Here is a 23,941-nt window from a genome sequence, read left to right as displayed (position 1 = left end):
AGATGGTGGATGCCGAGCTCAGCGCACGCCGCCGGCGGCCAGTGCGTCGCCGGTGAAGAACAGCGGCGGCTTCGGCTGTGCCGACGGGTAGAAGTAGCCGCCATAGGCCGTGTCGGAGTTGACGACGTAGGTGCCGGACTGCAGGTCGAAGAAGAAGTTCAGCTCGCTGTGGCCCTGGTCGGAGGTCTCGTACCAGGGCGTGTACACGCAGGTGGCCACGCGCCAGATCTTGCCGGCGGCGTCGTAGCCCTCGCCGATGCCGCAGCCGGGGCTGTCCTCGTCGAAGAAGAACTTGCGGGTCTTGTAGGCGTGGCGCAGGCCGGGCTTCAGTGTGGCCTCCACCTCCCACACGCGGCGCAGTTCCCAGCGCATCACATCGGGGTTGGGGAAGCTCTTCGTGTACTTCTTCTCCACGGGCAGGCTGCCGTCGGAGAAGCGGTACGGGTTCGCCAGGACCAGCAGCTCGCGCTTGCCGACCAGCTTGAAGTCGAAGCGGTCCATCGCGCCCATGAAGGCATAGGACTCGTCCATCAGCGCGCCGCCGGAGGACTGCGGGTTGGGCGTGTCGTAGGCGAGGTCGGGCGCCAGCTTCACGCGGCGCTGGCCGGGCAGGTATTGCCAGACCTTGGCCGGGTACTTCTTCGCATCGACCGAGGTAACGAACACACCCTTCTCGCCGACCTTGCGCGCCGGCGCCACGTTCTCGTAGAAGGTGCGCCAGACGACAGAATCGGGGCCGACCGGCTTGCCGATGTTCTCCGGCAGGTAGATCGGGTACTGGTAGAAGCCGGGCGACTCGCCCACCAGCGTGACGCCGCCGCCGGCATCCACCGTGTAGCTGCTCCAGCGGGCGTCCATCGACGGCGAGGTGTAGCGCAGCGTGTGGTTCCAGACCACCTCGGCGCCGGTCTTCGGAATCGGGAAGGGCACGCCGGGCAGGCAGCCTTCGAGCATCTGGCCGTCGGGCGTGGTCTTGCAGGCGGTGGCGTTCTTCAGCGAGTTCTCGATCACCGCCTTGGGGTAGCGCTGCATCCGGTGCGTCGGGTACACGTCCAGGCGGAAGCCCGGGTACTTGTGCAGCATCTCCTGGATGCCCGGGCTCACGACGTCCTTGTACTGCGCAAGATTGGCCGCGGTCACCGAGTACAGGGGCTTCTCGTCCGCGAACGGGTCCGGCCGCACGCCGGGCTTCTTCGCGTCATACGCGGGCGACGCCGGGCGCTTGGCGTCGGAGAAGGCCGGGATGGTGCCGGCCTTGTTGCCGGCGGCCTCGGCCCCCCAGGGCGTGAGCTGCCGGCCGAGCTGCGCGGCCTCGTCGGCGCCGACCGCCGCCGTGGCCATGCATGCATTGCACGCCAGGCCGAGGCCGATGGCGATGCGGGGGACTGCTGCGTTCTTTCTCATGCTTGTCTCCTGTGGGTCAATGTTCTTTGCGGACCGCGCCGGCTTCGAAAGTGGGCGAAGGATAGGAAGCGCCGATTCGTCGCGGCATCGTCGGAAGCGACGATTGCATCGAGGCCTACCGGCGATCAAGTAAACAGACGGTTATTTGATGGGCGAAGGCATTCCGCATCGGCGATTCGCGTCGATGCGGAGGGCGGGACGGCGTGGCTTCAGCGCTGCGTCGCGGGCACGCTGGCGGCGAGGCCGGCGAGCGAAGGCTCCATGCGGAGCTGGCAGGACAGGCGCGCGCGTGGATGCGGCTCGGGCACGCCCTCGAGAATCATCTGTTCCATCTCGCAGGGCGGCGGCAGCCGGGCGAACCACGCCTCGTCGACGATCACATGGCAGGTGCCGCAGACCATGCTGCCGCCGCAATCGGCCTCGACGCCGGGCACGCCGCCGGACTTGGCGGCCTGCATCAGGGTCTGGCCCGGAGGCGCCGCGATCTCGCAGCGTTCGCCCGAGGCCAGGCGCAAGACCACGTGGCTCATGACCACTCCAGCGGCAGATGCTTGAGCCCGAAGGTCGTGCCCGTCGTGTACTCCTGGCGCGCGCCGGACTGCAGGCGGAAGCTCGGCACGCGCTGGAGCCACTCCTCGGTCAGGATGCGGATTTCCGAGCGCGCGAGGAAGTGGCCGACGCACAGGTGCGGGCCCCTGGAGAAGGTCATGATCTCGCGCGGCTTGCGGTCGAGGTCGAAGCGGTGGGGATCGGGATTGGCGGCGGCGTCGCGGCTGGCCATCGGCAGCATGCACAGCAGCATCTCGCCCTGCTTGAAGCTGGCGCCGAATCGCTCGGTGTCCTTCGCGACGATGCGCGGCGTGTTGATGACGCCGAACAGCCGCGTACTCTCCTCGACGAAGTCCGGAATGCGCTCGGGATGCTGCACCAGCGTCCGCTGCAGCTCGGGATGCTCGGCCAGATGCCAGTAGGCGAAGCCGGCGAGGTTGGTCACCGTGTGCAGGCCGCCCGCGAAGAGCAGCAGGCACATGTTCTGGATCTCCTCCATCGCGATCGGCCGGCCCTGGATCTGCGCCTGGCAGAGCTGGCTGATCAGCGAATCGTCCGGTTGGCGCTGCTTGGCGACGATGTACTCGGTCATGATGCCGACGATCGCGCCGACCGCCTTCTCCATCTCGGGCGCGTTGTCGAGGTTCTCGAAGAAGTGCTCGGCCACCAGGCGGAACTCGCGCACGCGGCCGAGGTCCATGCCCATCAGCTCCATGAAGACCGAGACGGGGAACAGTTCAGTCACGTCGTAGACGAAGTCGCACTGGCCCTTCGGGCCCTTGGCGACGGCCTCGTCGATGATCGTGCGCGCCCAGTGGCGGATCTTGTCCTCCAGCGCGCGCACCGCCTTGGGCGAGAAGGCCGGCATCAGCGCGGCGCGATAGGGCTGGTTGTCCGGCGGGTCCAGGCTCAGCGGGATGAAGGTCGGCGGATGCGGCACGCGCGGGATCTGCATCTCGCGCACCGAGAAGTGCTCCGGGTCCATCACCACCTGCTGGATGTCCTCGGCCCGGGTGAGCACCCAGTGCCCGCCGTTGCGCGGCGTCCAGAACAGCGGCGGTGCCGCCTGCCCGAGGCGGGCCAGGCTCTCGTGCAACTGTTCGCCGAAGCGCTGGTCGCGGTAGATGTCGAAGTCGAAGACCTGGGCCGTGGCCACGTGGTCGGGGACGGGGGGCGGCAAGCTGCTCATGGTGAGTGTCCTTGGATGGGGTGATCAGGCCGCGGCCTTGGGCATGAAGACGGCCTTGGTCTGCGTGAACGCGAGCAGGCCGTCGAGACCGTTCTCGACGCCCAGGCCCGATTGCTTGTGGCCGCCCAGCGGCGTGGCCGGCGTCGATTGCAGGATCTGGTTGATCTGCACGGTGCCGGCGTCCAGCCGCAGGCCGATGGCGCGTGCCAGTTCGAGGTCGCGCGACCAGACCGAGCTCGACAGGCCGTAGGCCGTGCCGTTGGCGCGGGCGATCACGTCCTCGATGTCGGAGAAGCGCAGCAGCGGCACGATGGGGCCGAAGGCTTCCTCGGCGACGACGCGCGAATCCTCGGGCGGGTTGTCCACCAGCGTCAGCGGCAGGAAGTAGCCGTGCTCGGGCACCGGGGCGCCCTGCAGCATCGTGCAGCCCAGCGCGCGCGTCTCCTCGAACAGCGCCTTGACGCGGCGGTATTGCGGCTCGTTCTGGATCGGGCCGAACATCGTGCCGGGCTCGGCGCCGTCGCCGACCTTCGCGTCGAGGATCAGCGCGTGCAGCCGGTCGCGCAGCGGCTCGTAGATGTCCTCGTGGATGTAGATGCGCTTGGCCGCCACGCAGACCTGGCCGCTGTTGACGAAGGCGCCGAACAGCAGCTGCTGCGCCACGGCGTCCACGTCCACGTCGGGCAGCACGATGGCGGGATCGTTGCCACCGAGCTCCAGCGTCAGCCGGGTCAGCAGCGGTGCGGCCGAGGCCATGATGCGCCGGCCGGTGGCGGTGGAGCCCGTGAAGGTGATCTTGGCGAAGCCCGGGTGGGCGCTCATCAGCGGCCCGAGTTCATCGCCGCCCGCAATGATGTTGAGAACGCCGCGCGGGAACACGTCCTTCAGCAGCTCGCCCAGGCGCAGTGTCGTCAGCGGCGTGAACGGCGAAGGCTTGAGGACCAGCGTGTTGCCCGTCAGCAGCGCATGGGCGATCTTCCAGGCCGCCAGCAGGACCGGGAAGTTCCAGGGCACCAGGCCGCAGACGACGCCCAGTGGCTCGCGGTGGACCTCGACGCGACGCGCCGGCGAATCCTCTGTCACCTCGACGGGGATCTCGATCTTTGCCAGTTCGCCCATCCACCAGGCCGCGCCGAGGATCTCTTCCTTCGCGAAGGCGAGCGGCCGGCCGTTCTCGCGGGTGAGCAGCGGCGCCAGCGCGTCCGCGTGTTCGGCGATCAGGCGGCCCGCAAGCTCGACGCAGGCGCGCCGCTCGGGCTGCGCCGTCCTGCGCCAGGCCGGGAAGGCGCGCTGCGCGGCCGCCATGGCGCGCTCAAGGTCCTCGGGCGAGGCCGCTGGCGCCTGGGCGAAGGGCTCGCCGGTGGCGGGGTTGACGACGTCGAGCTGGCGCCGGGTCGCCACGGCTTCCCCGTCGATCAGCATCGTGCAGGGTGCATCCATGCTTGTCTCCTTGTCTTTTTGATGACCCAGTTTTGTACATTTGGCGAAATATGTAAAGCGTAAAGTATTGGATCGGGCCAAAGCAAGGGAAAGCACCGAAGGCGGCGGCCTTCGATGGACAGACGCAGGAACGCCCTTCGACACCGGCCGGGGCGGGCGACGAAGGGCGTTCGAGAGGGGCTTTGTAGAGGCGTGCCGCTCAGGACCTGTGCAGCAGCGGCACGATGATGAAGCGACGCACCAGGCGCTCGATCTCGCTCTTGTCGAGCTGCTCCAGGTCGAAGCGCAGCACCAGCATCATCTGCGCCATCGTCAGCCAGGCGACGATCTCGTCGAGCTGCAGGTCCGGCGCGATGCGGCCGTCCTCGATGGCAGGCACGAGCAGCGGCGCCCAGCGTTCGCGCTGTGCGGCGTGGATCGGGTCGCTCGGGTCGGTGGCGCGCTGGCGGATGTCGGCCGGCTCGATCAGGCGGCGGATGTAGGGGTTGGTGATGCCCAGGCGCAGCGTGGCCATGATGCTCTCGGTGATCTTGCCCTCCAGCGTGCGCTTGGTGCGCACGCTGCGCATGACCGTCTCGTTGAGCTTGGCCGCCTCGATCTCGCAGATGGCGGTGATGATGTCGGCCTTGGTGGCGAAGTTGTTGTAGACCGTCTGGCGCGAGCAGCCGGCCGCGACGGCCACGTCGTCCATCGTCGTCTTCTGCAGGCCGTAGCGGTCGAAGCAGCTGTAGGCGGCAGCGATGAGCCGATCGCGCACCGTGGCCTTCGGGGCTGCTGTTGCTTCCTTCTCTTGCTTGGTCTTCATCAACGCGGGTGTCAGGGCGTGCCGGGGTGGGCCATTCTTCCACGGGTCCATCGGCGGGTCGTCGCCGGGCGGCCCAAATCGTCGGTTCGGACGAACCGGCGCTGCGAGCCGCATGTGAGCATCAGGCCGCATGAACTTGCAGATCCACGTCGAAGGCCAGGTCGCCTGGCTCACGCTGAATCGGCCGGAGCGCCTGAACGCACTGGACCCCGCGCTGATCGCCGCGCTGAAGGACTACTTCGTCGGGCTGCACGCTCGCTCGCCCGAGCGCGTTGTCGTGCTGCGCGGTGCCGGCGCGTCCTTCTGCGCCGGCCTGGACCTGAAGGCGATGCAGGCGGACGGTGGCGCGGGCCGCGACGTCAGCGAGATGCTGGAGTCGCAGAAGAACGTGCGCGACATCATGCTGGCGATGCGTCGCTGTCCGCAGCCCATCATCAGCCTCGTTCAGGGCGCGGCCAGCGGCGGCGGCTTCGCGCTGGCGCTGGCCTCCGACATCCGCCTGGCCACGCCGGACGCGCGCATGAACGCCGCCTTCATCCGCATCGGGCTGAGCGCCTGCGATGTCGGGCTCAGCTACTTCCTGCCGCGTATGGTCGGCGCCTCGGTGGCGGCGGAATACATGCTGACCGGGCGCTTCATCGATGCTCCGCGTGCGGCGGCGCTGGGCCTGGTCAGCCGTGTCGGGCCGCTGGCCGAGATCGAGGCGCAGGCGCGCGAGATGGCCGAGGACATGCTGCGGGCCACGCCGCTGGGCCTGCGCCTGAGCAAGGAGGCGCTGGGCCTGGCCATCGATGCGCCGTCGATGGAAGCGGCCATCGCGATGGAGGATCGCAACCAGGTGCTGTGCCTTCAGGGGCCGGATTTCGCCGAGGGCGTGGCCGCCTTCCTGGAAAGGCGCCGGCCGCGCTACGCGGGGCGATGAGCGTGGAGATCGACACGCCACTGCTGCGCGTCGAGCGCCCCTTCGCCGGTTGCGTGCTGCTGACGCTGGACCGGCCCACGGCGCGCAATGCGCTGTCCCGGGCGCTGCGGCTCGCGCTGGCGGGGGCCTTCCGGCGTTGCCAGGACGATCCGGAGGTCCGCGTCGTCGTGCTCACCGGCGCGGGTGCCGCCTTCTGCGCCGGCCTCGACCTGAAGGAGCTGGGCGCCGCGGCCGAGGTCTCGGCCTCCATCATGCAGCCCGAGGCCGAAGACCCGGTGCTGGCGATGGAGCGTTTCGACGGGCCGATCATCGGCGCCATCAACGGTGCGGCGGTGACCGGCGGCTTCGAGCTGGCGCTGGCCTGCGACGTGCTGATCGCCTCCACGCAAGCGGTGTTCGCCGACACCCATGCGCGCGTCGGCGTGCTGCCCGGCTGGGGCTTGTCGCAGAAGCTGCCGCGGATGATCGGGCCGGGGCGGGCCAAGAGCCTGTCGCTGACCGGCAACTTCCTCGACGCCCGGCGGGCCGGGGACTGGGGCCTGGTCAGCGAGGTGGTCGACCCCGGGCAACTGCTGCCGCGCGCGCTCCAGCTGGCCGCCGACATGGCCTCCGTGCTGCCCGAGGCGCTGCCTGCCTACAAGCGGCTGATCGACGACGGGCTGCGCGGCAGCCTGGCCGAGGGCCTGCATCTGGAGAAGCAGCGCTCGGCCGAATGGGCCGCACAGCTCGCGGCTGCCGACATCGAACAGCGCCGCGACGCCGTGATGGCTCGCGGCCGACAACGGAAACCCGAGGACTACTGACCGTGAACGCCACCGAGCCCATCGTCATCGTGGGTGCCGGCCATGCCGGCAGCCAGCTCGCCTTCTCGCTGCGCCAGGCTGGCCACGCCGGCCGCATCGTGCTGCTCGACGCGCACGGGCATCTGCCCTACCAGCGCCCGCCGCTGTCCAAGGCCTACCTGACCGGCAAGCTCACGGCCCAGGACCTGGCCTTCCGCCCGGCGGCCTTCTACGAGGAACAGGACATCGAGCGGCGCGTCGGCGAGGCCGTGCGCATACACCGCGCCGACCGGCGCCTGCATCTCGCGGACGGCGACGCCATCGCCTACGGCCACCTGGTGCTCGCGATGGGCGGCCAGGCGCGCGCGTTGCCCCTGCCCGGCGCGGAGCTGGCCGGCGTACACGCGCTGCGCACGCTGGACGATGCGCGCCGGCTGCAGCCGCAACTGGCCGCCACCCGGCGCGTTCTCGTCGTCGGCGCCGGCTTCATCGGCCTGGAGTTCGCCGCCGTAGCCGTGCAGCAGGGCCTGCCGGTCACCGTCGTCGAGGCGCTGGCCCGGCCGATGGTGCGAGCCGTCTCGCCGGTGGTGTCGGCCTGGGTGCAGGAGGCCCATGCGGCGCAGGGCGTGCAGTGGCGACTGGGTTGTTCGCTCGCTGAAGTGATCGCCCGCGACGGGCGTGTCGCCGGCCTGCGCTGCGCCGACGGCACGGTGCTGGACGGCGACCTGCTCGTCTATGGCATCGGCATGCTGCCGCATCTCGACCTGGCCCGCGATGCCGGCCTGGACGTGGCGAACGGCATCGTCGTGGACGAGTACCTGTCGACCAGCGATGTCCACATCTCGGCCATCGGCGACGGTGCCGTCTTTCCCTGCGCCTACGCGGGCCGGGCGATGCGGTACGAGTCGGTGCAGAACGCGGCCGACCAGGCGCGCCACCTCGCGAAGCGGCTGGCCGGTGCAGAGACGCTGCCCTACACCGCCTGCCCGTGGTTCTGGTCCGACCAGGGCGAGATGAAGCTGCAGATCGCCGGCCTGCCGTCGCTGTGCGACGAGTTCATCGCGCCGACCGAGGGGCTGGTTCTGGGCTTCGCTCAAGGCCGGCTGCGGGCCGTCGAGACGATCGACCGGCCGGCCGATCACCTGATGGCCCGGCGCGTGCTCGCAGCGGGCAAGTCGCCGGCGCCGGCCGAGGCCCACGCACCGGGTTTCGACTTCAAGTCCTGGGCTCGCGCAGCCTGATCGAGGCGACGCAGGCGGCCGCGACGACCATCGGCAGAGCGAACACCTGCAGCATCGTCGAGGCGGACATGCCGGCGCCGATCAGCATGCCGGCGATCACCGGGCTGGCGACCGCGCCGCCCCGCCCCAGGCCGATGCACCAACCGAGTCCAGTGCTGCGCACCTGGGCCGGGTAGAGCGCCAGCGAGACCGAATAGAGATTCGCGAAGGCGCCGCTGAGCAGCAGGCCGATCAGGAAGATCAGCGACCACAGCACGCCCGGCGGCATGCCCCGCACCTCATGGATGAAGAGGCTGAAGGCGCCCATCAAGGCGGTGCCCAGGCCGAAGGCCAGCGTGATCAGGAGGTTCAGCCGCCAGCGGCGCGAGAGGCCCGCCACGAGCACCGTGCCGGCGATCGCGCCCGCCGTCAGCACGACGGTGCCCTGGATGCCCTGCTGCTGCGACAGGCCCGCATCCACCAGCATCTTGGGCAGCCAGCTCGAGAGGAAATAGATCGTCGCGTAGGAGAAGAAGAACGCCGCCCAGGCGAGCAGCGTGTTGAGCCGGCGCGCCGGCGTCAGCAGCGACATCACGCTGGCGGATTCCTGCGCCTGCGCGGCCGCGGCCGCGGGCAGCGACGACAGCTGCGGATGACCGAGGTACCTGAGGATGCGATTGATCCGGGGCAACGCGTCGCCGCTCCTGCTGCGGCCGCGCCCCGCGATGAAGGGCATAGACTCCGGCACGACGAGCTGGAACAGCGCGCCGATCACCATCGTCAGCACGCCGGCCCACAGGAAGATCGCGCGCCATCCGAACTGCGCCGCGAGCGAGGCTGTCAGCATGCCGCCGACGACGCCGCCCACCGAGGTGCCGGCCATCAGCAGCGCCACCGTCAGGTTGCGTTGCCGGGCCGGGCTGAATTCGCGCGTCAGTGTCGGCAGCGCGGAGAGCAGCGTGCCCAGGCCCAGGCCGGACACGAAGCGCAGCGCCACCAGCTGCTCGACGCCGCCCGCCCCATGGACGCCGGCGGTGCCCAGGCCCGCGAGCAGCAGCGAGGCGCTGCAGACGATGCGCCGACCGAACACGTCAGCCGCCGCGCCGAGGAACATCGAGCCCAGCGTCATGCCCAGCAGGCCTGCGCTGAAGATCACGCCCATCTGGCCCGGTGGCAGGCCCCACTCGTGGATGATCGCCGGCGCCGTGTAGGCGATCACGAGGATGTCGAAGCCGTCGATCATCGCGGCGCAGAAGCACAGCAGCAGGATCAGCAGCTGCACCGCGCTGAAGCGCGCGGGCGGAAGGAATTCTCCGGATGCGTCGTCGCTTGTCATGGGGTCCTCCGGGTCAGATCAGGGCCGCGGCCTGGCGCGCGAACGAGGCCGCCAGTGCGCCGACTTCATGGGCATCCTCGCCGGCTGCATTGCCCTCGCGCGCCCGCGCCGCGATGCCTTCGAGGATCACGGCGAAGCGGAACATCGCGAAGGCCAGGTGGAAGGCCGTCACCGGCTCCTCGCGGCCGCTGCAGCGCCGGTAGTGCGCCAGCATCTCGGCCTGGTCGGGCAGGCCCAGGGCGGCAAGGTCCAGTCCGCGCAGGCCGTGGAATTCATGCGGCTGCATGTGCCAGGCCATGCAGGCGTAGGCGACATCGGCCAGCGGGTGGCCCAGCGTGGAGAGTTCCCAGTCCAGCAGCGCCACCACGCGCGGCTCGGTCGGGTGGAACATCAGGTTGCCCAGGCGCAGGTCGCCATGGGCGATGCAGGTCTCGTCGCCGGGCGGGATGTTGTCGGGCAGCCAGGCGATCAGGCGCTGGATGTCGGCGTTGTCGGCCTGGGGGGAACCCTGGCTGGAGGCCTGCCACTGGCGCGTCCAGCGGGCGATCTGTCGCTGGTAGAAGTTGCCCGGCCGGCCGTAGTCGGCCAGGCCCAGCGCTGCCCAGTCCACCGCATGCAGTCGCGCCATCAGTTCGGCCATCGCCAGCAGGTAGGCGCGGCGCTCCGTGCGCGGCATCTGCGGCAGCGCGTAGTCGGGCAAGACCCGACCCTCGAGCCTGTCCATCAGGTAGAAGGGCGTGCCGATGACGGTGCGGTCTTCGCAGAAGGCGCGGGCCGTGGGCACGGGCACGTCTGTCGTGGCCAGCGCGCGCAGGATGCGGTACTCGCGGTCGATCGCATGGGCCGAGGGCAGCAGCTCGCCCGGCGGCTGCTTGCGCAGCACGAGGCTGCGGCCGGGGGCGGCGTCGAAGTCGACGAAGAAGGTCGGGTTGGACTGGCCGCCGCCGATCCGCTCCAGTCGCATGGCGCCACCGCCATGCAGGCCCTGGCCGCGCAGCCAGGCCTCCAGGCGTTCGGGGTCGAAACCGCCACTCATCGCCCGCGCCCGAAGTCCGGCTCGCGCTTCTCGCCGAAGGCCTTGACGCCTTCGGCGAACTCGGGCCGGTCGATCAGCTCGCGCTGCCGCTGGGCCTCGTAGGCCAGCTGCTCGGCCAGCGTGTGACGGCGGGCGGCGTCGAAGGCGCGGCGGGCTTCCAGCGCGGCATGGGCCGGCAGGCGGGCCAGGCGCCGGGCGAGCTTGAGCGCCTCGTCCATCAGCACGGCATCGTCGTGCGCGGCATAGGCCAGGCCCTGCCGGACCGCGCTGTCGGCGTCGATGCGGTCACCGGTCAGCGCATGGGCCAGCGCCCGGCTGCTGCCGACGAAGCGTTCCAGGAACCAGGTGGAGCCGGCGTCCGGCACGATGCCCAGCTTGGGCAGGAAGGGCAGGTAGAAGTAGGCCGAGCTGCCCATCAGCACGATGTCGGCCGCCAGCGCCAGGCCGACGCCGGCGCCGGCGCAGGGGCCGTTGACGGCGGCGAGGACCGGCATCGGCAGCGCGCGCAGGTCCAGCACGAGCGGGTTGGTCAGTTCCTGCATCAGGCCGGCCGTGCGTTCGCCCAGCGACTGGGTCTCGTCCGGCGCGGCCCGCATGCTGCCCAGGTCCGCACCCACGCAGAAGGCCTTGCCGGCGCCGGTGAGCAGCAGGCAGCCCAGATCCCGCTCCTCGCCCAGCCGCGCCAGCAGCGCGCGCAACGCCTGCTGCAGGCCGATGCTCAGCGGATTGAGCCGCGCGGGCTGGTTGAAGGTGGCGATGCCGACGCCGCCGACGCGCTCGAAGCGCAGGATATCCGTGTCCATCGCGTTCACAGCCGTTCGATGATCGTGACGTTGGCCAGGCCGCCGCCCTCGCACATCGTCTGCAGGCCGTAGCGCTTGCCCTGGCGATGCAGCGCATGGACCAGCGTCGTCATCAGCTTGGTGCCGGTCGCGCCCAGCGGATGGCCCAGCGCGATGGCGCCGCCGTGCACGTTCAGCCGCGCCGGGTCGGCGCCCAGCGCCTGCAGCCAGGCCAGCGGGATCGGGGCGAAGGCCTCGTTCACCTCGTAGAAATCGATGTCCTCGATCTTCAGCCCGGCCTTGCGCAGCGCGCGCTCGGTCGCGGGCACCGGCGCCTCCAGCATGATCACCGGGTCGTGGCCCAGCACGCTCATGTGATGGATGCGGGCCAAGGGTGCCACACCCAGCGTCTTCAGGCCGCGTTCGTTGACGACCATCACGCCGCTGGCGCCGTCGCAGATCTGGCTGGCGCTGGCGGCCGTGCAGAGCCCGCCTTCGGTGATCAGCTTGACGCCGGCGATGCCGTCCAGCGTGGCGTTGAGGCGCACGCCTTCGTCGGCGGTGTGCAGTTCACCGAGATCGCCGGCCTCGGCCGAGCGCGCCTGGACCGGCACGATCTCGGCGGCGAAGGCGCCCTCGCGCAGCGCCGCCGCGGCGCGCTGGTGGCTCAGCAGCGCGAAGGCGTCGAGCTGCTCCTTGCTCATGCCGTACTTGCGGGCGATGGCGTCCGCGCCGGCGAACTGGCTGAACTCGGCGCCCGGGTAGCGGCGCTGGATGCCAGGGCTGACGTAGTGGCCCAGCCCTTCCTTCAAGGGCAGCGCATGCGGCATGCCCATGGGTACGCGGCTCATGCTCTCGACGCCGCCGGCGATCACGATGTCCATCGTGCCCGACATCACCGCCTGCGCCGCGAAATGCAGCGCCTGCTGCGAGGAGCCGCACTGCCGGTCGATGGTCGTGCCCGGCACCGACTCGGGCAGCCGCGAGGCCAGCACTGCATTGCGCGCCATGTTCGTGCTCTGCTCGCCGGCCTGGCTGACGCAGCCCAGGATCACGTCGTCGACGGCGGCCGGGTCGGCGCCGCTGCGATCCAGCAATGCGTTCAGCACTTGGGCGCCGAGGTCGGCGGGATGCCAGCCGGAGAGCCGGCCCTTGCGGCGGCCGCCGGCGGTGCGGGCGGCGGCGACGATGAATGCTTCTGCCATGGTGGGTGCCTCAGCGAGGAGCCATGCGGATGGCGCCGTCCAGACGGACGCTCTCGCCATTGAAATACCCGAGCACGAGCATCGTCTCTGCGAGCACCGCGAACTCCTCCGGCTCGCCCAGGCGCTTCGGGAAGGGCACCGAGGCGGCCAGCGCGGCCTTGACGTTGTCTGGCGCGGCGGCCAGCAGCGGTGTGTTGAAGATGCCCGGCAGGATCGTGTTGATGCGGATGCCTTCGCCCATCAAGTCGCGGGCGATCGGCAGCGTCATGCCGACGACGGCGGCCTTGGACGCGGCGTAGGCGGCCTGGCCCATCTGCCCGTCCTGCGCCGCGACGGAGGCGGTGTTGACGATCGCGCCGCGCTCGCCGTCGTCCAGCGGCGCCAGCGACAGCATGCCGGCGGCTGACTTGGAGACGCAGCGGAAGGTGCCCAGCAGGTTGATGCGGATGATGCGTTCGAAGTCTTCCATCGGGAAGGCCTGGGCCTGGCCGGTGGCCTTGTTGCGGCTGGCCGTCTTGATCGCGTTGCCGGTGCCGGCGCAGTTCACCAGGATGCGCTCCTGGCCGTGGGCCGCGCGGGCCTTGGCGAAGCCGGCGTCGACCTGCGCGTCGGAGGTCACGTCGACCTTGCAGAACACGCCGCCCAGCTCGGCGGCCAGTGCCTCGCCCTGGGCCTCGTTGAGATCGAACAGTGCGACCTTGACGCCCTGCGCAGCCAGGCGGCGCGCGGTGGCGGCGCCGAGGCCGGAGGCGCCGCCGGTGATGACGGCGGAAACGGTGGAGTCGAGCTTCATGCTTGGGTGTCCTTGTGGTCGTAATAGCGTTGATCGGCGGCGGCCATCCGGCGCATCCGCTCGGTCGGGTGGTAGGCCGCGCCCAGCGCCTCGTAGCGGGCGCAGCGGTCGACGACATGGGCCAGGCCCAGCCAGTCGGCGTACTTCAGCGCGCCGCCGAGATAGGCCGGGAAGCCGATGCCCAGCAGCAGCGCCATGTCCAGCTCCACCGGCGTGGCGACGACGCCGTCCTCCAGTGCGCGGGCGGCTTCCAGCACCAGCGGCAGCATCAGCCGCTCGACGATTTCCTCGTCGCTGAACTCGCGCGGGCCGCCCGGCTGCACCGCGGCCAGCAGCGCGCGCGTGTCTTCGGCGGCGCTGCGGCGCGGCTTGCCCTGCGGATCGGTCTCGTAGCGGTAGAAGCCGAGGCCGGTCTTCTGGCCGAAGCGCCGTTCCCTCACCATCAGTTTCAGCGGATCGTGCGCGATCGGCGGCATGCGCTCCGGATAGCCGGCCGAGATCACGTCGGTCACGTGGCTGCCCACATCCATGCCGACGACGTCCTGCAGATAGGCCGGGCCCATCGGCCAGCCGAAGGCTTCCATCACGCGGTCCACGCGCTCGAAGTCCGCACCGTCGGCCACCAGTTGCAGGAAGCCGCGCATGTAGGCGGTGAGGATGCGGTTGACCAGGAAGCCCGGGCAGTCCTTGACGACGATCGGCGTCTTGCCCATCGCCACCGCCTGGCCCACGGCGGTGGACACCGCGACATCGCTGCTGCGGCTGCCGCGGATCACCTCGACCAGCGGCATCACCGGCACCGGGTTGAAGAAGTGCATGCCGACGAAGTTCTCCGGCCGGGCCAGCGGCGCGGCGATGTCGTCGATGCGCAGGCTGGAGGTGTTGCTGGCGAGGACGGCATCGGGCCGCACCTTGCCCTCCAGATCGGCCAGCACGCGCTGCTTGACGGCGAGGTTCTCGACGACCGCCTCGATCACGAGATCGGCCTCGTCGAAGCCGGCATGGTCCAGCTGCGGCGTGATCGCGCCCAGGATGTGGCCGGCCTGCGCATCGCTCTTGCGCCCGCTGCGCACCAGCTTGCCGAGCAGCTTCTGCGCCTCGCCGATGCCCAGATCCAGGGCGCCCTGGGCGATATCGCTCATGCGAACCGGCACGCCGCGCAGCGCGCTGGTGTAGGCGATGCCGCCGCCCATGATGCCGGCGCCGACGACGGCCAGCTGCTTCACCGCGCGGCCCTGCTTCGCGTGGCGCTTGAACAGCTTCTTCAGCTGCTGCTCGGACAGGAAGGTCTGCACCATCGCATCGGCCGCCTGCGTCTTGGCGACGCGGGCGAAGCCGCGGGCCTCTGCGGTCAGCGCGTCGGCGCGGTGCATCGTCGCGGCTTCGGCCATCACCTGCACGGCGATCAGCGCGGCCGGCTGGTGCTTGGGCGAGCTGGCCTGCACCTTGGCCAGTGCGGCGGTGAACAGCGCCTCGCGGGTGGCGGCGGCTAGCGGCAAGGCCTCGCGCTTGCGCTGCTGGCGGGCGCGCCAGTCGATGTCGCCGGTGACGGCCCGGCGCAGCAGCGCCAGCGCCTGGTCGCGCAGTTCCTCGGGCTCGCACACTTCGTCCACGACATGGCCGGCCAGCGCGGCCGGCGCGCCCGCGGGCTTGCCGCTGCTGACCCAGTCGATCGCCAGCTGCGCATCGGCCACGCGCGGCAGCCGCACGGTGCCGCCGAAGCCGGGGTAGAGCCCCAGCTTCACCTCGGGCACGCCGACCTGCGCGGCGGTGGACATCACGCGCAGCGCGTTCGCCAGCACGAACTCCAGGCCGCCGCCGAGCGCATAGCCGTTGACCGCGACGACGCTGGGAATGGGCAGGTCCTCGAAGGCATTGAAGATCTCGTTGGACTGGCGCACGTCGGCGGCCAGCACGGCCTCGTCGAGCTTGAAGCGCTTGCCGAATTCGGTGATGTCCGCGCCGACGATGAAGACCGGCTTGGCGCTGGTGACGAGCAGGCCGGTGGCGTTGCGGTCAGCCGCGATCAGCGCGGTGACTTCCTTCAGTTCGGCGACGGTGCGCTGGTCGAGCTTGTTGATCGTGTCGCCTTCGCGGTCGAAGACCAGTTCGAGCAGGCCGTCGCCGAGGGCCTGCAGGCGCAGGCTTTTACCGGAATACATGATGGTGGGGTTCCTTTGAGATCAGGCGGCCATGCGGGCCACGCGTTGCAACTGTTCGCGGCAGTCGCCGACCATGCGTTCGATCAGCGCGGCGCAGGTCGGGATGTCGTCGATCAGCCCGATGCACTGGCCGGCGGTGATGACGCCGCCGTCCACCTCGCCGCTGGCCAGCGCGGCCCGGCCGCGGGCGCCGGCCACCAGCGGGCGGATCTCCTCGAACTCGCAGCCGCCGGGGCGCTGCTCGGTGGCGACGACTTCCCGGGCGATCGCATTGCCGAAGACGCGCGCCGTGTTGCGCAGGCTGCGGAAGATCAGCCGCGTGTCGCGTTCGCTGGCGGCGACCAGCGCCTGCTTGATCTGCGGATGCATCGGCGCCTCCTGCGTGACGCAGAAGCGCGTGCCCATGTTCACGCCCTCGGCGCCGAGCATCAGCGCGGCGGCCATGCCGTGGCCGTCGGCGATGCCGCCGGAGGCGATCACCGGGATCTTCAGCGCGCGCGCCGCGGCGGGGATCAGCACCAGGCCGCCGACGTCGTCCTCGCCCGGATGGCCGGCGCATTCCAGCCCGTCGATGGAGACCATGTCCACGCCGCTGCGCTCGGCCGACTGCGCGTGGCGCACCGAGGTGCACTTGTGGACGATGGTCACGCCGGCCTCTTTGAAGCGCTCGATGAACTCGGCGGGGCTGCGGCCGGCCGTCTCGACGATCTTCACGCCGCCTTCGATGATGGCGCCGACGTACTCCGCATACGGCGGCGGCTTGATGGCCGGCAGGATCGTGAGGTTGACGCCGAAGGGCTGGTCCGTCATTGCGCGGCAGCGCTCGATCTCGGCCCGCAGCGCGTTGGGCGTGGGCTGGGTGAGGGCGGTCAGGATGCCCAGGCCACCGGCATTGGAGACGGCCGAGGCCAGCTCGGCCAGGCCCAGCCACTGCATGCCGCCCTGGATGATCGGGTAGCGAATGCCCAGGGCCTGGGTGACACGGTTGTCGAAGCCACGAGAGTGGGTGTCAGAGCGCACGGGCAATTACCTCCTTCATGATCTCGCTGGCGCCGCCGTAGATGCGCTGGATCCGCGCATCGCCGTACATGCGGCCGACGAGGTATTCGTTCATGTAGCCGTAGCCGCCGAAGAGCTGCACGCAGTCGTCGATCACGCGGCCCTGCGCCTCCGACACCCACAGCTTGGCCATGGAGGCGGTGGCGGTGTCGAGTTCTCCGGCGACGAGTTGCTCGATGCAGCGGTCGACGAAGGCACGGCCGACCTGGATCTGCGTGGCGATCTCGGCCAGCTTGAAGCGTGTGTTCTGCAGTTCGAAGAGTGTCTTGCCGAAGGCCCTGCGATCGCGCACATGGTCCAGCGTCGCCTGGTAGGCGCCCTCCATCGCGGCCATGCCGATGACGGCGATGGCGAGGCGCTCGTAGGGCAGGTCGCTCATCAGCTGGAAGAAGCCCTTGCCCGGCTCGCCGCCGAGCAGGTTTTCCGCGGGCACGCTGACCGCGTCGAAGAACAGCTCCGAGGTGTCCTGCGCCTTCATGCCCACCTTGTCCAGCAGGCGGCCGACGCGGTAGCCGGGCGTGCTCTTCGTCTCGACGATCAGGATCGAGATGCCGCGCGCGCGCTCGTTCGGGTCCGTCTTGCAGACGACCAGCACCAGGCCGGCCAGGAAGCCGTTGGAGATGAAAGTCTTGGCGCCGTTGATCACGTAGCGCCCGCCGTGCGGCTCGGCCTTGGTGCGGATGGCCTGAAGGTCGGAGCCGGCCCCGGGCTCGGTCATCGCGATGGCGCCGACCAGTTCGCCGCTGGCCATGCGTGGCAGGTAGCGGCGCTTCTGCTCCTCGGTGCCGTGGTTCAGCAGGTAGTGGGCGACGATGCTGTGCACCGAGACGTTCATGCCGCTCAGCGAGCGCTTGAACATCTCCTCGTAGAGCACGAACTCGTGGCGGGCATCGCCGCCGGCGCCGCCGTACTGCTCGGGAATGTCCGCGCAGAGCAGGCCCAGGGCACCGGCGCGGCGCCAGATCTCGTGGCCGACGTGGCCGCGCGCGCGCGAGGGCTCTTCGTTGGGCAGCACCTCGTCCTCGACGAAGCGGGCGGCGGTGTCCCGGTACATCGCCAGGTCGGCATCGGACCAGGAGCGCTTGAATTCGATGGGCATGGGGTCAGGTCTTTCAGGTGGAACGGGCGATGCGGTTGCCGATGCTCCAGCGATGGACCTCGGACGGACCGTCGTAGATGCGGAAGGCGCGCATATCCCTGTAGATGCGCGAGACGATGCTGGCATCGGTCACGCCGCTGCCGCCCAGCACCTGCACGCTGCGGTCGGCCACGCGCCACAGCGCCTCCGAGCAGAGCACCTTGGCGACGCTCGACTCGTGCCGGCCCTTGTGGCCCTGGTCCAGCAGCCAGGCGCAATGCCAGATGGCCAGCCGCGCCACGTGCAGGTCCATCTCGTTGTCGGCCAGCATGAAGCTCACGCCCTCGTGCGCGGCCAGCGGCTGGCCGAAGGCATGGCGCTGGCGGGCATAGGCGGCGGCTACGTCGTGCGCGCGCCGCGCCTGGCCGAGCCAGCGCATGCAGTGCGTCAGCCGCGCCGGCGCCAGGCGCACCTGGGCGTAGCGCAAGCCCTGGCCGATCTCGCCGAGCACATCGCTCGCCGGCACGCGCAGGCCGTCGAAGCGCACGACCGCATGGCCGCCGGTGAAGCAGGAATCCAGTGCCTCCATCTGGCGCTCGATGACGATGCCGGGCTGGTCCATGTCGGCCAGGAACATCGTGGCGGCGCCGTCATCGGTGCGGGCCATGATGATGGCGAAGCCGGCGCCGACCGCCCCGGTGATGTACATCTTCAGCCCGTCGATCACGTAGTGCCCGCCATCGCGGCGGGCGGTGGTGCGCAGCATGGACGGGTCGGAGCCGGCGCCGGGCGGCGGCTCGGTCATGCAGAAGCAGGAGCGCAGCGTGCCGGCCACCAGCGGGCGCAGCCAGCGCTCGCGCTGGGCCGGTGTGGCGACCAGCTCCAGCAGGTGGACGTTGCCTTCGTCGGGTGCGTGGATGTTCAGCGCCGTGGGGCCCAGCGGCGAGTAGCCGGCCTCCTCGAAGAGGATGGCCTTGTCCTGGTGCGACAGGCCCAGGCCGCCCAGCTCGACGCTGGCATGCGGCGTCAGCAGACCGGCGCGGCGGCCCAGCGCCACGAGTTCGTTGCGCAGGTCTTCGGTCGGGCCGTGGGGCGTCTGCCGCGCATCGTGCTCGAAGGGCATGACCCCGCGGGCGATGAAGGCGCGGGTGCGTTCCTGCAGTTCCTGTTGCCGGGCGGTGAGCGAGAAGTCCATGAGGGTTTGAGCCAGCCTTGTTCGATGCGGAGCGAGTCTAGGAACGGGCCTCCCGGCCAACCATCGTCCGAAGCGACGAATTGCGGGCCGCTCGATTCCAGCTGCGAATTCATCGCTTCCGACGAGTGCCGCGCCGAGGGCGCTGCCTAGACTGAAATTCCCGTACTGACGATGACCCGAGGCCCTATGGATCTGGCTTGGAGTGAAGACGAACTGGCGTTTCGCGACGAGGTGCGCCGCTTCTTCGACGCGAATCTCACCGACGAGTTGCGCGAGGCTGGTCGCCGGATGACCAGCGTCTACGTGGACCACGACGCCTCGCTGGCGTGGCTCAAGGTGCTGGACCGGCGCGGCTGGGCGGCGCCCTCCTGGCCGGTGGAACACGGCGGCTGCGCCTGGAGCGTGGCGCAGCGCTACCTGTTCGGACGCGAGCGCCTGGCCGCCGGCGCGCCGCCGGCGCCGCTGGGCATCCAGATGTGCGGCCCGGCGCTGCTGCGCTACGGCAGCGAGGCGCAGAAGGCCTTCTTCCTGCCGCGCATGCTCAACGGCGAGCACTTCTGGTGCCAGGGCTACTCGGAGCCGAACTCCGGCTCCGACCTCGCCTCGCTGCAGATGCGCGCCGAGGATGCCGGCGACGACCTGCTGCTCAACGGCTCCAAGATATGGGTCACCCACGCCAATATCGCCAACTGGATGTTCTGCCTGGTGCGCACCGAGAAGCGCGAGAAACCGCAGCAGGGCATCAGCTTCGTGCTGATCGACATGGCCACGCCGGGCATCAGCGTGCGGCCGATCATCGCGCCCTCCGGCGAGCACATCCAGAACCAGGTGTTCTTCGACAACGTGCGCGTGCCCAAGGCGCAGATCGTCGGCACGCCGGGGCAGGGCTGGTCGGTGGCCAAGTACCTGCTGGAGCACGAGCGTGGCGGCGTGGCCTATGCGCCGGAGCTGCAGGTGCGGCTGGACCGGCTCGCCGCCTTCGCCGATGAGGCGCCCGGCGACGCGGGCGGGCGCCTGAGCGACGATGCCGGCTTCATGCGCCGGCTGGCCGCTGCGCGCATCCGCGTGCAGGCGCTGGAGGTCTACGAATTCCGCGCGATGAGCGGCGACGCGCATTGCGGCACGCCGGCGCTGAGCTCATCGGTGATGAAGGTGCTGGGCACCGAACTGAGCCAGCACCTGACCGAGCTGGCCCTGGAGGCCGCCGGTCACTACGGCATCGCCTACCAGCCGCAGGCCGGCCGCGCGGGCGGGCCGGTCGTCGTGCCGCACACGCCGGGCGAAGTCGTCGGCCCGGAGTTCGCTGCCATCGCGCCACTGCACTACCTGAACGATCGCGCCGGAACGATCTATGCCGGGTCCAACGAGATCCAGCGCAACGTCATCGCCAAGCTCGGCCTGGGACTCTGAACCACCATGGACTTCAACTTCACATCCGAACAGGTCTTGCTGCGCGACAGCCTGCGCGCCTTCCTCGCCGACTGCTGCCCGCTGGAGGCCCGCCACGAGGCGGCCCGGCAGGGGCCCGGCTGGCGGCCCGAACTGTGGCGGCGCCTGGGCACCGAGCTGGGCATCCTCGGCGCCGCGTTTCCCGAAGCGCTGGGCGGCAGCGGAGGCGGCGCGTACGAGCACCTGGTGATCATGGAAGAACTGGGCGCGGCGCTGGCGCTGGAGCCTTATGTCGAGTCCATCGTCCTGGCCGGCGGCTTGCTGCAGCGGGCCGGCGGCGCCGCGGCGCGCGACCTGCTGCCCGGGCTGCTGGCGGGCGAGCGCGCGCTGGCCGTCGGCCTGCTGGAGCCTGGCGCGCGACAGGCGCCGGCGCGCGTCGAGACTTCGGCCCGCCGCGAGGGCGAGGGCTGGCGGCTGGACGGGCACAAGGCCGCCGTCGTCGCCGCGCCCTGGGCCTCGCACCTGATCGTCAGTGCGCGCACCAGCGGCGGCCTTGCCGACGAGCGCGGCATCTCGCTGTTCCTCGTCGAGCGTGAGCGCGCGGGTCTCACGCTGCGCCCCTTCCACACGATCGACGGCCGCCGCGCGGCGGATGTCGTCCTCGACGGCGTGCGGCTGCCGCCGACGGCGCTGCTGGGCGAGGAGGGCGATGCACTGGGCCTGATCGAGCAGGCCAACGACGAGGCGATCGCGGCCCAGTGCGCGGAGGCCGTGGGTCTGATGTCGCGCATGCTCGCGGACACGGTCGCCTACACGCGCGAGCGCAAGCAGTTCGGCCAGGTGATCGCCTCGTTCCAGGCCTTGCAGCACCGCATGGCGGACATGCTGATGCAGCTCGAGCTGGCCCGCTCGGCGGTCTACCGTGCCACGCAGGCGGTGGCCAGCGCCCCGGCGAACGAGCGCGCAATGGCGGTCTCCGCCGCCAAGGTCACCGTCGACCAGGCACTGCGCTACCTGGGCCAGAACGCGGTGCAGCTGCACGGCGGCATGGGCATGAGCGACGAGGTGGCCGTGACCACCTGCTTCCGCCGCGCGACGGTGCTCGGCGGTACGCGGGGCAGCGTCGAGCATCACCTCGATCGCTTCTCGCGCCTGGAAAGGAATCTGCATCGATGAACACCACCGCCGAACGCTTCGTCCCCACGCTGGCCACGCTGAGCGCCAGTCAGATCCGGGCCATTCGCAGCCTGCCGCCGCTGGGGCAGACGCCGGCTCGCACCGATGAATCGAGCCGGCCCGCCGCCAGCTTCACCGACCCGGCCGTGTACGCGCAGGAGCAGCGTGAGGTCTTCAGGCGCGTGCCGGTGCCGGTGGCGCTGTCGGTGCAGGTGCCCGAGCCGCAGATGTTCCTGGCGCTCGAGGCCTACGGGCTGCCGCTGCTGCTGAGCCGCGACGCGAAGGGGCAGGTGCATGTCTTCCTCAACGCCTGCCAGCACAAGGGCTCCAAGCTGGTCGAGCGCAGCGATGCGCACAAGGCCGGGCGGGTGAGCTGCCCGTACCACGCGTGGACCTACAGCAGCGAGGGCAAGCTGGTCGGCGTGCCGCGGCAGGAGGTGTTTCCCTCGCTGCGCAAGGAAGAGCGTGGCCTGACCGAGCTGCCGAGCCGCGAGGCGGGCGGCTTCATCTGGGCGATCCTCGACGCAGAGGCCGAGACCGCCGACTTCTCGGCGGTCAACGACGAGCTGGTCGCCGACCTCGATGCCTTCAGGATCGGCTCCCAGCACCTCTACGGCCACAAGACCTTCCATCTCGATGCGAACTGGAAGCTGGTGATCGAGCCCTTCCTGGAGCCGTATCACATCCAGCGCCTGCACGCGACGACGGTGGCGGCGATGTTCGCCGACGTGCCCAACATCACCGACCGTCTCGGCGACCACCTGCGCCAGGTGTCGGGCAAGGCCAACTTCGAGCCGGCCCAGCTCGAAGGCATGAGGCACGAGAACATCCACAAGACCATCACCCACGCCTACGTGCTGTTCCCGAGCACGGTGATCATCACGAGCCCCTACTACATCAGCGTGATGATCATCCAGCCGCGCGGCCCCGCGACATCGACGGTGGAGTACTTCAACCTGACCCGCGAGCCGGCCGACAACGACAAGGCCCGCGAGCTCTTCGCCCGGTCCTTCGAGATGATCCTCAACGTCTTCGGCAACGAGGACTTCCGCGCCGCCTGCCTGTCGCAAGCGGGCCTGGAGTCCGGTGCGCTGAAGGAGGTCCTCTACGGCGGGCTGGAAACGCCGATCCCGATGTTCTACGCCATCCTCGACAAACACCTCGCCAGGAGCACTTCCACATGACCGACGCATACATCATCGACGCCTGCCGCACCCCGCGCGGGATCGGCAAAGTGGGCAAGGGCGCCCTGGCGGACCTCCATCCGCAGCACCTCGCGGCCACCGTGCTGCGCGCGATCGCCGATCGCAACGGCCTGGATACGGCCGAGGTGGACGACGTGATCTGGGGCACCTCCACGCAGCGCGGCAAGCAGGGCTTCGACCTGGCCCGCATGGCGCTGCTGGACGCCGGCTACAGCGAGCGCGCCAGCGGCGTCACGCTGGACCGCTTCTGCGGCTCGGGCATCACGACGGTCAACCTCGCCGCGGCCAGCGTGGCCTCGGGCTTCGAGGACCTGGTGATCGCCGGCGGCACCGAGATGATGTCGTACACGGCCTCCATCGCCGACCCGGCCGAGCCGCCGATGATGGACGCGGGCAACCTGCGCCTGCGCCGCACGGTGCCGCAGTCGCACCAGGGCATCTGCGCGGACGCGATCGCCACGCTGGAAGGCATCCCGCGCGAGGCGCTGGACGACCTGGCGTTTGTGAGCCAGCAGCGCGCCGCCGCGGCCATCGAAGGTGGGCATTTCCGGCGCAGCCTGGTGCCGGTGCTGCGCGAGGACGGCAGCGTCGCGCTGGACCACGAGGAGTTCCCGCGCCCGCAGACCACCCGCGAGGGCCTGGCGGGCCTGAAGCCGGCCTTCCCGGCCCTGGCCGAGATGGCGCTGGATGCGGAAGGCAACACCTATGGCGGCTACATCCGCAAGGCCTTCCCGGACCTGCGCATCCAGCATGTGCACCACGCCGGCAACAGCAGTGGCGTCGTCGACGGCGCGGGCGCCGTGCTGCTCGCCTCGGGGGCCTATGTGAAGAAGCGCGGCCTGAAGCCGCGGGCGCGCATCGTCGCGATGGCGAACATTGGCGACAACCCGACGCTGATGCTCAACGCGCCCGTGCCGGCGACACGCAAAGTGCTCGCCAGGGCGGGCCTGACGGTGGACGACATCGACCTGTTCGAAATCAACGAGGCCTTCGCCGTGGTGGCCGAGAAGTACATCCGCGACCTGCGCCTGAACCGCGACAAGGTCAACGTCAATGGCGGCGCGATGGCGCTGGGCCATCCGATCGGCGCCACCGGCAGCCTCCTGATCGGCACGCTGCTCGATGAGCTGGAGCGGCGCGACCTGCGGCGCGGCCTGGTCACCATGTGCGCGGCGGGCGGCATGGCGCCGGCCATCATCATCGAACGGCTCTGA

At 70.2% G+C, this 23,941-nt stretch carries 21 protein-coding genes; 7 read left to right on the top strand and 14 right to left on the bottom strand.

Annotated elements, in window-relative coordinates; genetic code table 11:
- Positions 1 to 18: 18 nt before the first annotated feature.
- From B0W88_RS01750 to B0W88_RS01730, 5 genes are all read right to left on the bottom strand, one after another.
- A complete protein-coding gene (locus tag B0W88_RS01750; protein WP_077032925.1) occupies positions 19 to 1,404 on the bottom strand; it encodes a DUF1329 domain-containing protein in 1,386 nt (461 codons plus the stop codon).
- A 209-nt stretch (positions 1,405 to 1,613) separates the two neighbouring features.
- Positions 1,614 to 1,934 (bottom strand): 2Fe-2S iron-sulfur cluster-binding protein, encoded by a 321-nt coding sequence (locus tag B0W88_RS01745; protein WP_077032924.1) that lies wholly within the window; start codon positions 1,932 to 1,934, stop codon positions 1,614 to 1,616.
- A complete protein-coding gene (locus tag B0W88_RS01740; RefSeq protein WP_077032923.1) occupies positions 1,931 to 3,142 on the bottom strand; it encodes a cytochrome P450 in 1,212 nt (403 codons plus the stop codon). The genes B0W88_RS01745 and B0W88_RS01740 overlap by 4 nt, the downstream gene beginning before the upstream one ends.
- Before the next feature lie 24 nt (positions 3,143 to 3,166).
- Positions 3,167 to 4,582 (bottom strand): aldehyde dehydrogenase family protein, encoded by a 1,416-nt coding sequence (locus B0W88_RS01735; protein ID WP_077032922.1) that lies wholly within the window; start codon positions 4,580 to 4,582, stop codon positions 3,167 to 3,169.
- Between the two features lie 199 nt (positions 4,583 to 4,781).
- On the bottom strand, positions 4,782 to 5,387 hold the full coding sequence (locus B0W88_RS01730; protein WP_077032921.1) for a TetR/AcrR family transcriptional regulator: 606 nt from the start codon (positions 5,385 to 5,387) through the stop codon (positions 4,782 to 4,784).
- A gap of 130 nt (positions 5,388 to 5,517) precedes the next feature.
- On the opposite strand from B0W88_RS01730, the gene B0W88_RS01725 reads away from it, so the two are divergent.
- Genes B0W88_RS01725 through B0W88_RS01715 form a run of 3 tightly spaced genes read left to right on the top strand, consistent with a single transcriptional unit; the run spans position 5,518 to position 8,332 of the window.
- Positions 5,518 to 6,309 carry an enoyl-CoA hydratase/isomerase family protein gene (locus tag B0W88_RS01725; RefSeq protein WP_077032920.1) on the top strand — a complete coding sequence of 264 codons (792 nt, stop codon included), beginning with the start codon at positions 5,518 to 5,520 and terminating at the stop codon, positions 6,307 to 6,309.
- The gene (locus tag B0W88_RS01720; RefSeq protein ID WP_198937740.1) at positions 6,306 to 7,112 is read left to right on the top strand and encodes an enoyl-CoA hydratase; all 807 of its coding nucleotides are present in this window, start codon (positions 6,306 to 6,308) and stop codon (positions 7,110 to 7,112) included. The genes B0W88_RS01725 and B0W88_RS01720 overlap by 4 nt, the downstream gene beginning before the upstream one ends.
- A gap of 2 nt (positions 7,113 to 7,114) precedes the next feature.
- Positions 7,115 to 8,332 (top strand): NAD(P)/FAD-dependent oxidoreductase, encoded by a 1,218-nt coding sequence (locus tag B0W88_RS01715; protein ID WP_077032919.1) that lies wholly within the window; start codon positions 7,115 to 7,117, stop codon positions 8,330 to 8,332.
- Here B0W88_RS01715 and B0W88_RS01710 read toward each other — a convergent pair.
- Genes B0W88_RS01710 through B0W88_RS01670 form a run of 9 tightly spaced genes read right to left on the bottom strand, consistent with a single transcriptional unit; the run spans position 8,307 to position 18,957 of the window.
- A complete protein-coding gene (locus B0W88_RS01710) occupies positions 8,307 to 9,647 on the bottom strand; it encodes an MFS transporter (protein WP_077032918.1) in 1,341 nt (446 codons plus the stop codon). The genes B0W88_RS01715 and B0W88_RS01710 overlap by 26 nt on opposite strands.
- 13 nt (positions 9,648 to 9,660) lie before the next feature.
- Complete coding sequence (locus tag B0W88_RS01705) at positions 9,661 to 10,683, bottom strand: phosphotransferase family protein (protein WP_077032917.1); 1,023 nt, start codon at positions 10,681 to 10,683, stop codon at positions 9,661 to 9,663.
- On the bottom strand, positions 10,680 to 11,486 hold the full coding sequence (locus tag B0W88_RS01700; RefSeq protein ID WP_144006536.1) for an enoyl-CoA hydratase/isomerase family protein: 807 nt from the start codon (positions 11,484 to 11,486) through the stop codon (positions 10,680 to 10,682). The genes B0W88_RS01705 and B0W88_RS01700 overlap by 4 nt, the downstream gene beginning before the upstream one ends.
- 5 nt (positions 11,487 to 11,491) lie before the next feature.
- Positions 11,492 to 12,670: an acetyl-CoA C-acetyltransferase gene (locus tag B0W88_RS01695; RefSeq protein WP_077032915.1), complete on the bottom strand. Its 1,179-nt coding sequence runs from the start codon at positions 12,668 to 12,670 to the stop codon at positions 11,492 to 11,494.
- 10 nt (positions 12,671 to 12,680) lie between these two features.
- Entirely contained in the window at positions 12,681 to 13,463 is a 783-nt protein-coding gene (locus tag B0W88_RS01690) for an SDR family NAD(P)-dependent oxidoreductase (RefSeq protein ID WP_077032914.1), read from the bottom strand.
- Entirely contained in the window at positions 13,460 to 15,625 is a 2,166-nt protein-coding gene (gene fadB, locus B0W88_RS01685) for a fatty acid oxidation complex subunit alpha FadB (protein ID WP_077032913.1), read from the bottom strand. Before fadB ends, B0W88_RS01690 begins: the two co-directional genes overlap by 4 nt.
- Positions 15,626 to 15,646: 21 nt before the next feature.
- Positions 15,647 to 16,645, bottom strand: coding sequence for a nitronate monooxygenase family protein (locus B0W88_RS01680; protein WP_077032930.1), 999 nt, complete (start codon positions 16,643 to 16,645; stop codon positions 15,647 to 15,649).
- Positions 16,635 to 17,783, bottom strand: coding sequence for an acyl-CoA dehydrogenase family protein (locus B0W88_RS01675; RefSeq protein ID WP_077032912.1), 1,149 nt, complete (start codon positions 17,781 to 17,783; stop codon positions 16,635 to 16,637). Before B0W88_RS01675 ends, B0W88_RS01680 begins: the two co-directional genes overlap by 11 nt.
- 13 nt (positions 17,784 to 17,796) lie before the next feature.
- The gene (locus B0W88_RS01670) at positions 17,797 to 18,957 is read right to left on the bottom strand and encodes an acyl-CoA dehydrogenase family protein (RefSeq protein WP_077032911.1); all 1,161 of its coding nucleotides are present in this window, start codon (positions 18,955 to 18,957) and stop codon (positions 17,797 to 17,799) included.
- A 171-nt stretch (positions 18,958 to 19,128) separates the two neighbouring features.
- Here B0W88_RS01670 and B0W88_RS01665 point away from each other — a divergent pair, with 171 nt between their 5' ends.
- The 4 genes from B0W88_RS01665 to B0W88_RS01650 are packed head-to-tail and all read left to right on the top strand — an operon-like array spanning position 19,129 to position 23,941.
- The gene (locus B0W88_RS01665) at positions 19,129 to 20,367 is read left to right on the top strand and encodes an acyl-CoA dehydrogenase family protein (protein WP_233151590.1); all 1,239 of its coding nucleotides are present in this window, start codon (positions 19,129 to 19,131) and stop codon (positions 20,365 to 20,367) included.
- A gap of 6 nt (positions 20,368 to 20,373) precedes the next feature.
- Positions 20,374 to 21,522, top strand: coding sequence for an acyl-CoA dehydrogenase family protein (locus B0W88_RS01660; RefSeq protein WP_077032909.1), 1,149 nt, complete (start codon positions 20,374 to 20,376; stop codon positions 21,520 to 21,522).
- Entirely contained in the window at positions 21,519 to 22,706 is a 1,188-nt protein-coding gene (locus tag B0W88_RS01655) for an aromatic ring-hydroxylating dioxygenase subunit alpha (RefSeq protein ID WP_077032908.1), read from the top strand. Before B0W88_RS01660 ends, B0W88_RS01655 begins: the two co-directional genes overlap by 4 nt.
- The gene (locus B0W88_RS01650; protein ID WP_077032907.1) at positions 22,703 to 23,941 is read left to right on the top strand and encodes an acetyl-CoA C-acetyltransferase; all 1,239 of its coding nucleotides are present in this window, start codon (positions 22,703 to 22,705) and stop codon (positions 23,939 to 23,941) included. Before B0W88_RS01655 ends, B0W88_RS01650 begins: the two co-directional genes overlap by 4 nt.

It is taken from the genome of Pelomonas sp. KK5, assembly GCF_001984095.1.
Taxonomy (GTDB): domain Bacteria; phylum Pseudomonadota; class Gammaproteobacteria; order Burkholderiales; family Burkholderiaceae_C; genus KK5.
Note: the sequence above shows the minus strand (reverse complement) of the source record. Positions and strands in the feature narration are given on the sequence as shown.